Genomic DNA, 11,332 nt, shown 5'->3' with positions numbered 1-11,332 from the left:
CGAAACCTTTACTTCATGTCACTTTTGCAACAAGTTGAAAAATCAGACGAACTCTCATTCTGACGAGAGTGGGTCAGATGAATCGCCACCGCAAAAACGACGAATCTGCTGCGTGACCTTTAAGCAACGCATTGTGGCGAAAATGCAACGCATCGGATTGTGTTGTCAAGCCGTGCGCGAGCTTCTGTAAACCGAAACACCCAGTTCTCTGATCTTTTTGCGCAGCGTATTGCGATTCAGGCCCAAAAGATCGGCCGCCTTGATCTGATTGCCACGCGTGGCGGTCAGGGCGGCGAGAATCAGCGGGTATTCCATTTCAGTTAACACGCGGTCATAGAGACCTGGGGGCGGCAGGTTCTCACCAAAGCTTGAGAAATAGGTCCGCATGTTCTCTTCCACCGCCTGGGCGATGGTCATCGTGCCAGTGCGAACCGGACCCTTCTCGATCGGGCTGTCGGGCACATCGGCGCGCAGTTCCGCGTCGATGATTTCCTTGGTGATGACATCCTGCGGATAAAGCGCCATCAGCCGGCGGATGAGATTTTCCAGTTCGCGGACGTTGCCGGGCCAGGGATAGGCCTTCATCAGCTCAAGTGCTTCCTGATCGAAGCGCTTGGAACCCAAACCTTCTTTCTCGGCCTGCTGGATGAAATGGCGCACCAGATCCGGAATATCCTCGGCGCGGTCACGCAGCGGCGGCAGGCGCAACGGCACGACGTTGAGGCGGTAATAGAGATCCTCGCGGAACAGGCCCTGATTGATCGCCTGCTTCAGATCCTTGTTGGTGGCGGCGACGATGCGGACGTCGGTGCGGATCGGCGTGCGGCCGCCGACGGTCGTATATTCGCCCTGCTGCAGCACGCGCAGCAGGCGCGTCTGCGCGTCCATCGGCATGTCGCCGATTTCATCCAAGAACAGCGTGCCACCCTCGGCCTGTTCGAAGCGGCCGGTCGAGCGGGTCTGAGCGCCGGTGAAGGCGCCCTTCTCGTGGCCGAACAGTTCGGATTCGATCAGATCGCGCGGGATCGCGGCCATGTTGATCGCCACGAACGGACCGTTGCGGCGCTTGCCGTAGTCATGCAGGGCGCGCGCCACCAGCTCCTTGCCGGTGCCGGATTCGCCGGTGATCATCAGCGTCAGATCGGTCTGCATCAGGCGCGCGAGCACGCGGTAGATTTCCTGCATGGCGGCGGACCGGCCGACAAGCGGCATGCCGTCCTGCATGTCGTCATCGATCTTTGCCGGCTTACGCTTCGGTTCGGACAGAGCGCGACCGACGATGGCGATCAGCTCGGTCAGGTCGAAGGGCTTCGGGAGATAGTCGTAAGCGCCCTTTTCCGATGCCTTGATCGCCGTCATGAAGGTGTTCTGCGCGCTCATGACCAGAACAGGCAGATCCGGTCTCGCCTTCTTGATGCGCGGCAGCAGGTCAAATGCGTTTTCGTCGGGCATTACGACGTCGGTTACGACAAGGTCGCCTTCGCCGGCCGAAACCCAACGCCAGAGCGTGGCGGCGTTCGACGTGATGCGGACATCGTAACCCGCGCGGCTCAAAGCCTGGTTGAGCACGGTGCGGATGGCCGCATCGTCATCGGCGACAAGGATCGTGGCTGTCATCGAGTAGTCCCTGTAGAGTTCGGAAGTGGGGCATCTTCTGAGGTGATGCCCTTGGAAGCAGGCATCAAAACGCGGAAAGTGGTGCGATGGTTCTGGCTGTCGCATTCGACGATGCCGCCGTGGTCGCCGATGATCTTGGCGACCAGCGCAAGGCCGAGGCCGGTCCCGTTCGTCTTGGTGGTGATGAACGGATCGAAGAGATGCGGCACGAGATCGGCCGGCACGCCGGGGCCGTTGTCGATGACACAGAATTCCAGCGGCAGCGATATCTTCTCCCGCGTACCGGCAACCGAGAGCCTAATGCCGGGGCGATAGGCCGTTGTCAGCATGATCTCACCATCCTGACGATCGCCGACCGCTTCGGCGGCGTTCTTCACCAGATTGAGGAAGACCTGTACGAGCTGGTCCCGGTTTGCGAAAACCGCCGGCAGCGACGGGTCGTAATTCTCGGAAATCTTGATGTTGCGGGCAAAGCCGGCCTTGGCGATTGCCTTCACATGATCGAGCACGGAATGGATATTGACAGGAACGCGATCGACCGGCCGCTCGTCGGAGAAAACCTCCATACGGTCGACCAGCGAGACGATGCGGTCGGTCTCGTCGCAGATAAGGCGCGTCAACGCGCGGTCGTCGTCCTCGACCGATTGCTCAAGCAGCTGCGCGGCACCGCGAATGCCCGAGAGTGGGTTCTTGATCTCGTGCGCCAGCATGGAGGCAAGGCCGGTGACCGAACGGGCCGCGGCGCGATGCGTCAGCTGCCGGTCGATCTTGTCCGCCATGGAGCGCTCCTGGAACACCACCACGACCGAACCGGGCGCGCTGGAAACCGGCGCGACATAGATGTCCACCAGCTTATCCTGTCCCAGTCGTGGCGAGCTCAGATCGACACGGTATTCGTTGACGGGCGCGCGGCGCTCGCGCACCTGATCGATCAAGGCGAGCAAGGGGCTGCCGAACGGTATGAAGGTGGAAATCTTGTAGCGGGACAGGTGCGAGGCGCTAGCGCCGAAGAAGGCTTCCGCCTCCCAATTGGCGAAAGCGATAAGGCCGGCCTCATCGACCATGACGACAGGGTTCTGGATCGCGTTGAGAACGGCCATGGCCACGGAGTTGGCCGGGGTGTCACCGGCGCCGGAGCTGGATTTCGAAGTCATGCAGCCTCCTGAACGCAATGGGCGAGATCGGCGCCAGCCTGCAGCGCGGCATGGAAGGATGCAGCCACTTCACCGCTTTCTTTCGACGTCATGATTTTCGCCTTGTCCGCACCTGTCGTTGCCGGCGCATAACGATCGAGATACCAGGCGAGATGCTTGCGGGCGTGGCGAACGCCGACGGCTTCGCCGTAAAATTCCAGCATCATGCGATAGTGCTCGATGGCGATTTCGACGATCTCCTGATGATTTGGCTCGCGATGGCCGGCGATCACGCCCGCATGCCACGGACGGCCCTGGCAGCCACGGCCGATCATGACGGCGTCGGCGCCGGAGCGACGCAGGATTTCCTCAGCGTCCTCAGCCGTTTCGACATCGCCATTGGCGACAAGCGGGATGGAGACGACATCGCGTACGGCGCGGATCGCATCCCAATCCGCCCTGCCCTCGTAGAATTGCATGCGCGTGCGGCCATGAATGGTGACGAGCTGAATGCCGGCCTCTTCGGCTCGGCGCGCGATATCAGGCGCGTTGATGGAGTTTTCGTCCCAGCCAAGCCGCATCTTCAGCGTCACGGGGATGTTCACCGCGCGGACGGTCGCCTCGATCAAGGTCAGCGCATGATCCGGATCGCGCATCAGCGCCGAGCCGGAATAACCGCCGATCACCTTCTTGGCGGGACATCCCATGTTGATATCGATGATATCGGCGCCGTTATCGGCAGCGATCTTGGCCGCCTCGGCCATCCAATGCGCTTCACGGCCGGCAAGCTGCACCATATGCGGCCTCAACCCGGCACTCTTCAACCGCGCCCAGGACTCGGCCGTATCCTGCACAAGCTCGCGACTGGCGACCATTTCCGTGACGACTAGGCCGGCACCGTAGCGTAATGCGAGCTGCCGGAAAGGAAGATCGGTCACGCCCGACATCGGTGCAAGGATCACGCGATTTCGGATAGGCACGGAACCGATGGAAAATGGAGCTGCAAGCTTGGGAGAAAGCAAATGATTATCTTTCGGGCACACCATACATCTGCACTATTTTTAGACACGCTTTGAAAGTTTGCCAAGGGGTTTCGAAGAATCCCGATATTTTTTGGGCAGATGCTGGAAAATACTCAGTTGAGGCGATAGACCCTGCTGAAGCAGGATCCCGTTTTGGCGATCTATTTAGCATGTGCTTGTTCAAAGGAAAGCTCTACGCTTTTCAAAGCCATGCCGCAGACCGAGCCTTTCATCCTTCGGGGGTTTATGACGCAAATGCATTCAAAGCAACCGCTGTCGGTGGGAATCGTCATCGTTGCCGCCGGGCGTGGCGAAAGGGCAGGCTCTCCCGAAGAAGGCCCCAAGCAATATCGCCCGATCGGCGGCAGAGCGGTTATTGCGCATACGCTTGAAAGATTCGTGACATGGCCACAGGCATCCAAGATCGTCGTCGTCATCCATCGCGATGACGAAAAGCTGTTGCGGGCGGCGCTGGAGCAGGTTGACGGCCTACCCGAGGTTGAGATCGCCTTCGGTGGTGCGACACGCCAGCAATCCGTGCTTGCGGGCCTTCGGCACCTGAAGGCAAGCGGCGTGACGCATGTCATGATCCATGACGCCGTTCGCCCCTTCTTCGACCATGATCTGCTGGATCGTGTTGCCATAGCATTGGCTGAGGGTGCGCCGGCCGTGTTGCCTGCCATGCCCGTCACCGACACGCTGAAACGCGGCGACGCAAACGGCCTGGTCGTCGATACCGTGCCTCGCGCCGGCCTTCACGCCGCGCAGACACCGCAATCCTTCCGCTTCGTCGACATTCTCGCCGCACATGAGAAAGCCGAAGCCGACGGCAAGGTTGATTTCACCGACGATGCGGCGATTGCGGAATGGTGCGGCCTGCCTGTGACATTGGTGACGGGCAGTGCGGACAACGTAAAACTGACGATCAAGAGGGATATTGCCATGGCCGATGAAAAGCTCAGTGCCGGGTTGCTGCCCGATGTGCGCACCGGCAATGGCTATGACGTGCATCAGCTGGAGCCGGGCGATGGCGTTACCCTTTGCGGCGTCTTCATTCCGCACGACCAGAAGCTGAAGGGGCATTCGGACGCCGATGTCGCCCTGCATGCCCTGACGGATGCCTTGCTTGCCACCTGCGGCGCCGGCGATATCGGCGATCATTTCCCGCCCTCCGATCCGCAATGGAAGGGCGCCCCTTCCCGTATCTTCATCGAGCACGCTGCAAAGATCGTGCGCGAGCGCGGCGGCACCATCATGAATGCGGATGTCTCGCTGATCGCCGAAGCTCCGAAAGTCGGGCCGCATCGCGACGTCATGCGCGCAAGACTATCGGAGTTTCTCGGCATCAGCATCGATCGCTGTTCGGTCAAGGCAACCACAAACGAGAAGATCGGCTTCGTCGGTCGCCGCGAAGGCATCGCGGCGATCGCGACGGCGACCGTCGTCTATCGCGGAGGCAAGGCATAATGCATTTTCCGGAGGAGATTCTCGCGCTCGCGCAAAAGATCGTCACAGACTTCACGGCCAGGGGCTGGATGGTCGCGACAGCCGAATCCTGCACCGGCGGATTGATCGCCGGCGCGCTGACAGAGATCCCCGGCTCCTCCGCCGTCGTCGATCGCGGTTTCGTCACCTACACCAATACCGCCAAGATGGAGATGCTCGGCGTGCAGGAGCAGACGCTGGCGCAGTTCGGTGCTGTCTCGAAGGAAACGGCGCTGCAGATGGTGCATGGCGCCCTCTTCCGCTCCCGGGCCGATTTCGCCGTGGCGGTAACGGGTATCGCCGGCCCTGGCGGCGGCTCCGCGGAAAAGCCGGTAGGCCTCGTCCACCTCGCCGCCAAGGCGCGCAGCGGCGGCCTCATCCATCACGAAATGCGCTATGGCGATATCGGCCGCGACAAGGTTCGGCTCGCCACCTTGAATACGGCGCTGGAGATGCTCGTCACGCTCGGTCAGTAACCGAGCGTAGCTTCAAGCATAGATCTTGCTCGCGCGTGTTTCGAAGGCATCCGTAAACATGCGGAAGGCCCGATCGAACATCGATCCCATCAGAGCGCCGAGAATGCGGCTCTTGAATTCGTAATCGATGAAGAAATCAATGACGCTGCCGCCATTGTCCGACGGCGTAAAGCGCCAGCGATTGTCGAGATATTTGAATGGACCGTCAATGTACTTGACGTCGATGGCGCGCTCCGCCTTGTTCAGCAGCACCTGCGTCGTGAAGGTCTCGCGGATCGCCTTGTAACCGACGGTCATGTCGGCAACGAGCAAGACCTTGCCGTCGCGCTCCTTGCGGCTGCGGACCGTGAGCGCCTCGCAAAGCGGCAGGAATTCCGGATAACGCTCCACATCGGCGACGAGGTCGAACATCTGATCGGGCGAATGGGGAACGGGGCGATGGGTTTCGAACTGAGGCATGAGCCGCAATTAAGCAGGACAGCCAAGAAGATCAAGAAGCTGACGCATTTCGCCGCGGGATTTCAGCTGCAAAACGGGGACATCCGGGCCATGCTGTGCTAGGCCTGCCAGAACCTTCGGCGCAAATTTCTGCTCCCAATCCCATATGTAGCGCAGAAACTCCCAATCGATGCGTTCGGGGCACCCTGGCGCCATATCGGGGCGCGACCGTCCCAGCCATCGCAACGCTCTCGATAAAGCGCCCCATATGCAGATCCAGCGCGGCATGCGCACCCAAAGCACGAGCTCGGTGCGCGGCAATCTGAGATCGAAGGTGGATGGCCCTGTTCCATCAATCAGCCAGCGATCCTCGGCGACCTTCGCTGCAATAAGAGCCCGTTCCTCGGTCTTGTCTCTTTTCACCCAGCCCGGCAGCCAGAAAAACTCCCGATCCATGGAGACATAGGGCAAATCCAGAAAAGCAACGATCTTCTGCGCCAATGTCGACTTGCCGCCGCCGGAACAGCCCATGACAAGGATACGATCGGCCGCCCTAAGATGGGCCGCGCCCTCGGCTATGCTGCTCAATTCCTGCATATGTCACCTCCGGCAACCGAATGAGCACAATAATTTGAATGTCTGGAAGCGACTATGCCGATTTCGCGAGCAAATCGAGCAATTCGCTCATTTGCCGGCGACTGGTCAATTGGAGGACAGGCACGTCAGGCCCATGCTGTGCGAGGCCGGCCAGAACTCTTGGCGTAAACTTCCCCTCGAATGTCCAGATGAAGCGCAAGAATTCCCAGTCAATCTTCTCGATGCAGCCTGGCGCCATTTCCGGGCGCGTGCGGCCCATCCATTTGATCCAGCGAGAGATCGCGCCCCAGATGCATAGCAGGCGGGGCATTCGAACCCAGATGACGAAATCCGTACACGGCAGGCGTATGTCGAATGTGGAGGGGTTGGTCCCGTCCATGATCCATCGCTCCCCCTGCACCTTGGCAGCGATGATGGCACGCTGCTCGAGCTTGTCGCGCTGAACCCAGCCCGGCAGCCACAAAACGTCGCGATCGATCGAGACATAGGTGAGGCCGAAACGGGCAGCTATCTTCTGCGACAGGGTCGATTTGCCGCCGCCGGAGCAGCCCATGACGAGGATTCGGTTCGCCCTGCGGATATGATCGGCCGCCGCTTCGGTATCGACGGCACGCAAAAGCGCCAGCGGCGCGATAGTCTGCTCCACGGTCCAGCTCCATGATCGAATCTTAAGCGCCGATACCGGTGACAAACGGCGGCGCGTTGCTTAGGCCGGGTCGATGACAAATGAATGACAGAACAAAAAAACCGCGGCACAATCGCCGCGGCTCGTTCGGATGACAGAATGTAATCCTGGTGCGCTTATTCGGCGGCCAGCAGCAGCTTCTTTTCGCGGGCAGCACGAAGCCGCTCGAAATCATCGCCGGCGTGATGCGACGAGCGCGTCAGCGGGCTCGAGGCGACCATCAGGAAGCCCTTGGTGTAAGCCACGGTCTCGTAGGACTTGAACTCTTCCGGCGTGACGAAGCTCATCACCTGATGGTGCTTGCGCGTCGGCTGCAGATACTGACCGATGGTGAGGAAGTCGACGTCGGCGGTGCGCAGGTCGTCCATCAACTGAAGCACTTCGTTGCGCTCCTCGCCGAGGCCGACCATGATGCCCGACTTGGTGAACATCGTGGGATCGAGTTCCTTGACCCGCTGCAGCAGACGAACGGAATGGAAATAACGCGCGCCGGGGCGAACCTTCAGGTAGTTGCCGGGCACGGTTTCCAGATTGTGATTGAAGACGTCGGGCTTTGCGGCAACGACGCGCTCCAGGGCGCCCGGCTTCTTCAGGAAGTCCGGCGTGAGGATCTCGATCGTCGTTGCCGGCGAAGCGGCGCGGATCGCCCAGATCACTTTCTCGAAGTGCTCGGCGCCGCCATCTTCCAGATCATCGCGGTCGACCGAGGTGATGACGACGTGGCTGAGGCCCATCTCCTTGACAGCCTTGGCGACATTCTCCGGCTCGGCCATGTCGAGCGCATTCGGCTTGCCGGTCGCGACGTTGCAGAAGGCGCAGGCGCGGGTACAGATCTCGCCCATGATCATGAAGGTGGCGTGCTTCTTGTCCCAGCACTCGCCGATATTCGGGCAGCCGGCCTCCTCGCAGACCGTGACGAGCTTGTGCTCCTTCACGATCGAGCGGGTTTCGGCGTAACCCTTCGATGTCGGCGCCTTCACACGGATCCAATCCGGCTTGCGCAGGACTTCCGTATCAGGCCGATGGGCCTTTTCCGGGTGTCGCACGCGCTTGGCGTCCGGGTTGATCGTGTCGAGAATGGTGACCATGAAACGTCTACTTTCCGCCGCTCAGATGCGGCCCTTCATCGCCGAGCGAATTTGGCGAGGAATATCAGAATACATGCACCGATGAAACCGGTGATGAAAAAGCCGAGCCGGCCGCCGGGTATGCCGACATGCAGGGCTGTCATGAGCCCCGCAGCGACCACCGAGCCGGCGATACCGAGGATGATGTTCAGGATGATCCCGTAGCGCGCGTCCATCAGCTTGCCCGCGAGCCAGCCCGCAAGACCGCCGATGATGATCAGACCCAACCAACCGACACTTTCCATCAAACCCTCGTTTCAGGCCTATTGCTGAGGTGCCCTAAGCGATCAATCTCGCCAACAACACCACGATGATCGCGCCGACCGTGGCATGGATGATCTCCACGACCAGCGCATTTTGAATGCCGAGCGAAATCCCAAAATAATGAAACAGGAAACCACCCACGAAAGCGCCGATCACGCCGCTCACCAGACAACTGATGAGCCCGCCTCCACCAACGATCAGGCTGGCGAGAAAACCCGCGACCAGCCCGATGAGAAGAAAGACGATCCAACCTTCCGTCGTGATAGACATGTTGATTTCCTTTCCTGTTTTCCACCCCCTGGATAAAGGGCATGGCAGGAAATTATCAAGCGTTCAGCACCCGGCCGTAGGCGTCCAGCACGGCTTCCTTCATCGTTTCCGAAACGGTCGGATGCGGGAAGATCGTGTGCATCAGTTCTTCTTCCGTCGTCTCCAGGTTCATCGCAACGACGAAGCCCTGGATGAGTTCGGTCACTTCGGCGCCGACCATATGCGCGCCGAGGAGCTCGCCGGTCTTCTTGTCGAATATGACCTTGCAGAGACCCTGATCTTCGCCGAGCGCAATCGCCTTGCCGTTGGCAACGAAGGAGAAACGGCCGACGCGGATGTCGCGGCCGAGTTCCTTGGCCTTGGCTTCAGTGAGGCCGACGGAAGCGACCTGCGGCTGGCAATAGGTGCAGCCCGGAACCTTGCTCTTGTCGGTCGGATGGACGTTCGGCAGGCCGGCGATCTTTTCGATGCAGACGACCCCTTCGTGCTCGGCCTTGTGCGCCAGCATCGGCGGGCCGGCGACGTCGCCGATCGCATAGATGCCAGGAACATTCGTCTTGCCGTAGCCGTCGATGACCACGCAGCCGCGATCGGTCTTCACGCCCAGTGCCTCAAGGCCGAGGTTCTCGATATTGCCCTGCACGCCGACGGCGGAGATCATGCGGTCGGCAACGATCTGCTGAACCTTGCCGTCTTCGGTTTCGACATGGGCGGTGATCGAATTGGCGGCCTTGTCGACCTTCGTGACCTTCGCCTTGGTGAAGATCTTCAGGCCGCGCTTCTCGAGCTGCTTGCGGGCGATACCGGAGATTTCGGCGTCTTCGACGGGCATGATGGTCGGCATGACTTCGACGACGGTGACATCGACGCCCATCGAGCGATAGAAGCTTGCGAATTCGATGCCGATAGCACCAGAGCCCATCACGAGCAGCGACTTCGGCAGGAAGTCCGGCTTCAGCGCTTCGAAATAGGTCCAGATCAGCTTGCCGTCCGGCTCGATGCCCGGCAGCGCACGCGGGCGGGCGCCGGTCGCGACGATGATGTGCTTGGCGGTATAAGTGCCTTCGCCCTTGACGTTCTTCGGCAACGGATGCTGCGGCTCGACGACGGGCTTCGTCGACTTGCCGACGACGATCTCGCCGGGCTTGGTGATCTTGGCTTCGCCCCAGATCACATCGACCTTGTTCTTCTTCATCAGGAAGCCGACGCCCTGGTTGAGGCGGGCGGAGACGCCGCGCGAGCGGGCGACCACTGCCTTCACATCCGCGCTCACCTTGCCTTCGAGAACGAGGCCGTAATCCTTCAGATGGTTGGAATGATCGAGAATTTCGGCTGAACGGAGCAGTGCCTTAGTGGGAATGCAGCCCCAGTTGAGGCAGATGCCGCCCAGGTGTTCGCGCTCGACGATCGCGGTCTTCAGGCCAAGCTGGCCGGCGCGCACGGCGGCGACATAACCGCCCGGACCGGAGCCGATGATAATGACGTCGTAATTCTCAGCCATGTGTTTCCTGCCTTATTGCTGGCGGCGGATCAGAGCCGGCGCCTTGAATTTATCAGAGACCGAGCATCATCCGCACGATCGGCTCGAGGCCGCGACCGAGCGCCCGGGTGTTTTCCGCATCGAGATGAACGCCATCGAGCGGCGTGGTGACGGCGACCGTATTGGCATCGAAAAAGCCGCATCCGAGTTCATCCGCCAGATCGCCATAGAGCGTCGGCAGCTTGGCCGATTCCTTGATTGCGCCGAGAAAGCTGGCCGCAAAGGCGGCATTGGCCGTCTCGGTGATTGCAGGCGGGGCGACGATGAGGATATCGGGCACCTCGTAGTCGAACCCCCAGGCATGATTGCGCACGAGCTGAACCAGCCGGCTGATACCCTGCAGAGCGGCGAAGGCCGAACCGGCGACAACCGGCTTCATGTCGTTGGTGCCGAGCATGATGATGACGAGATCGAGCGGATTGTGGCTCTGCAGAATCGTCGGCAAGATCCTCGCGCCGTTGCGATCGCAATCGGCGAGATGATCGTCGAAAGCGGTCGTGCGGCCGTTCAGCCCTTCCGGGATGATGCGTACCTGGTTGCCGAGCGCCTTTTGCAGCACGCTCGGCCACCGATCTTCATAGGCATGACGGCCGACCGTTTCGGCACTGTAGCCCCATGTCAGCGAGTCGCCATAACACAGAACAGTCTTGGTCATTCATGCCTCCGTGTCAGAACAAG

General features: G+C 60.5%; 13 protein-coding genes. 2 read left to right on the top strand and 11 right to left on the bottom strand.

Translation table 11 applies throughout. From position 1 onward, the window contains the following. Positions 1-165: 165 nt before the first annotated feature. The 3 genes from ntrC to dusB are packed head-to-tail and all read right to left on the bottom strand — an operon-like array spanning position 166 to position 3,796. The gene (gene ntrC, locus GA0061100_RS10205) at positions 166-1,617 is read right to left on the bottom strand and encodes a nitrogen regulation protein NR(I) (RefSeq protein WP_075852535.1); all 1,452 of its coding nucleotides are present in this window, start codon (positions 1,615-1,617) and stop codon (positions 166-168) included. Next, positions 1,614-2,771: a two-component system sensor histidine kinase NtrB gene (locus GA0061100_RS10200; protein WP_075852534.1), complete on the bottom strand. Its 1,158-nt coding sequence runs from the start codon at positions 2,769-2,771 to the stop codon at positions 1,614-1,616. The genes ntrC and GA0061100_RS10200 overlap by 4 nt, the downstream gene beginning before the upstream one ends. Further along, positions 2,768-3,796 (bottom strand): tRNA dihydrouridine synthase DusB, encoded by a 1,029-nt coding sequence (gene dusB, locus GA0061100_RS10195; RefSeq protein ID WP_075852533.1) that lies wholly within the window; start codon positions 3,794-3,796, stop codon positions 2,768-2,770. Before dusB ends, GA0061100_RS10200 begins: the two co-directional genes overlap by 4 nt. 222 nt (positions 3,797-4,018) lie before the next feature. Between dusB and GA0061100_RS10190 the strand changes: the two genes are divergently transcribed. Together GA0061100_RS10190 and GA0061100_RS10185 are read left to right on the top strand one after the other, a co-directional pair. Then, positions 4,019-5,239, top strand: a complete 1,221-nt coding sequence (locus GA0061100_RS10190; RefSeq protein ID WP_075852667.1) for a bifunctional 2-C-methyl-D-erythritol 4-phosphate cytidylyltransferase/2-C-methyl-D-erythritol 2,4-cyclodiphosphate synthase — start codon at positions 4,019-4,021, stop codon at positions 5,237-5,239. Next, entirely contained in the window at positions 5,239-5,733 is a 495-nt protein-coding gene (locus tag GA0061100_RS10185) for a CinA family protein (protein WP_075852532.1), read from the top strand. The genes GA0061100_RS10190 and GA0061100_RS10185 overlap by 1 nt, the downstream gene beginning before the upstream one ends. Before the next feature lie 12 nt (positions 5,734-5,745). Here the strand turns inward: GA0061100_RS10185 and GA0061100_RS10180 are convergent, their stop codons facing one another. The 8 genes from GA0061100_RS10180 to GA0061100_RS10145 form a co-directional block, all read right to left on the bottom strand. Further along, positions 5,746-6,192 carry a type II toxin-antitoxin system RatA family toxin gene (locus GA0061100_RS10180; RefSeq protein ID WP_075852531.1) on the bottom strand — a complete coding sequence of 149 codons (447 nt, stop codon included), beginning with the start codon at positions 6,190-6,192 and terminating at the stop codon, positions 5,746-5,748. 9 nt (positions 6,193-6,201) lie between these two features. After that, positions 6,202-6,768, bottom strand: a complete 567-nt coding sequence (locus GA0061100_RS10175) for a P-loop NTPase family protein (protein ID WP_075852530.1) — start codon at positions 6,766-6,768, stop codon at positions 6,202-6,204. A gap of 52 nt (positions 6,769-6,820) precedes the next feature. Continuing rightward, positions 6,821-7,414 (bottom strand): P-loop NTPase family protein, encoded by a 594-nt coding sequence (locus tag GA0061100_RS10170; RefSeq protein ID WP_075852529.1) that lies wholly within the window; start codon positions 7,412-7,414, stop codon positions 6,821-6,823. 155 nt (positions 7,415-7,569) lie between these two features. Further along, on the bottom strand, positions 7,570-8,541 hold the full coding sequence (gene lipA, locus GA0061100_RS10165; RefSeq protein ID WP_075852528.1) for a lipoyl synthase: 972 nt from the start codon (positions 8,539-8,541) through the stop codon (positions 7,570-7,572). Positions 8,542-8,576: 35 nt separating this feature from the next. After that, complete coding sequence (locus tag GA0061100_RS10160) at positions 8,577-8,825, bottom strand: GlsB/YeaQ/YmgE family stress response membrane protein (RefSeq protein WP_047633309.1); 249 nt, start codon at positions 8,823-8,825, stop codon at positions 8,577-8,579. A gap of 34 nt (positions 8,826-8,859) precedes the next feature. Further along, on the bottom strand, positions 8,860-9,114 hold the full coding sequence (locus GA0061100_RS10155) for a GlsB/YeaQ/YmgE family stress response membrane protein (RefSeq protein ID WP_075852527.1): 255 nt from the start codon (positions 9,112-9,114) through the stop codon (positions 8,860-8,862). 55 nt (positions 9,115-9,169) lie between these two features. Further along, positions 9,170-10,615, bottom strand: coding sequence for a dihydrolipoyl dehydrogenase (gene lpdA / locus GA0061100_RS10150; RefSeq protein WP_075852526.1), 1,446 nt, complete (start codon positions 10,613-10,615; stop codon positions 9,170-9,172). Between the two features lie 52 nt (positions 10,616-10,667). Continuing rightward, positions 10,668-11,309: an SGNH/GDSL hydrolase family protein gene (locus tag GA0061100_RS10145; RefSeq protein ID WP_075852525.1), complete on the bottom strand. Its 642-nt coding sequence runs from the start codon at positions 11,307-11,309 to the stop codon at positions 10,668-10,670. Positions 11,310-11,332 lie beyond the last annotated feature (23 nt).

It is taken from the genome of Martinezella hainanensis, assembly GCF_900094555.1.
Taxonomy (GTDB): Bacteria; Pseudomonadota; Alphaproteobacteria; order Rhizobiales; family Rhizobiaceae; genus Rhizobium; species Rhizobium hainanense.
This window is presented reverse-complemented; position numbering and strand designations above follow the sequence as displayed.

Coding starts and splice junctions, on each gene's coding strand:
- ntrC (WP_075852535.1), bottom strand. CDS start 1,617: ATGACAGCCACGATCCTTGTCGCCGATGACGATGCGGCCATCCGCACC.
- GA0061100_RS10200 (WP_075852534.1), bottom strand. CDS start 2,771: ATGACTTCGAAATCCAGCTCCGGCGCCGGTGACACCCCGGCCAACTCC.
- dusB (WP_075852533.1), bottom strand. CDS start 3,796: ATGGTGTGCCCGAAAGATAATCATTTGCTTTCTCCCAAGCTTGCAGCT.
- GA0061100_RS10190 (WP_075852667.1), top strand. CDS start 4,019: ATGACGCAAATGCATTCAAAGCAACCGCTGTCGGTGGGAATCGTCATC.
- GA0061100_RS10185 (WP_075852532.1), top strand. CDS start 5,239: ATGCATTTTCCGGAGGAGATTCTCGCGCTCGCGCAAAAGATCGTCACA.
- GA0061100_RS10180 (WP_075852531.1), bottom strand. CDS start 6,192: ATGCCTCAGTTCGAAACCCATCGCCCCGTTCCCCATTCGCCCGATCAG.
- GA0061100_RS10175 (WP_075852530.1), bottom strand. CDS start 6,768: ATGCAGGAATTGAGCAGCATAGCCGAGGGCGCGGCCCATCTTAGGGCG.
- lipA (WP_075852528.1), bottom strand. CDS start 8,541: ATGGTCACCATTCTCGACACGATCAACCCGGACGCCAAGCGCGTGCGA.
- GA0061100_RS10160 (WP_047633309.1), bottom strand. CDS start 8,825: ATGGAAAGTGTCGGTTGGTTGGGTCTGATCATCATCGGCGGTCTTGCG.
- GA0061100_RS10155 (WP_075852527.1), bottom strand. CDS start 9,114: ATGTCTATCACGACGGAAGGTTGGATCGTCTTTCTTCTCATCGGGCTG.
- lpdA (WP_075852526.1), bottom strand. CDS start 10,615: ATGGCTGAGAATTACGACGTCATTATCATCGGCTCCGGTCCGGGCGGT.
- GA0061100_RS10145 (WP_075852525.1), bottom strand. CDS start 11,309: ATGACCAAGACTGTTCTGTGTTATGGCGACTCGCTGACATGGGGCTAC.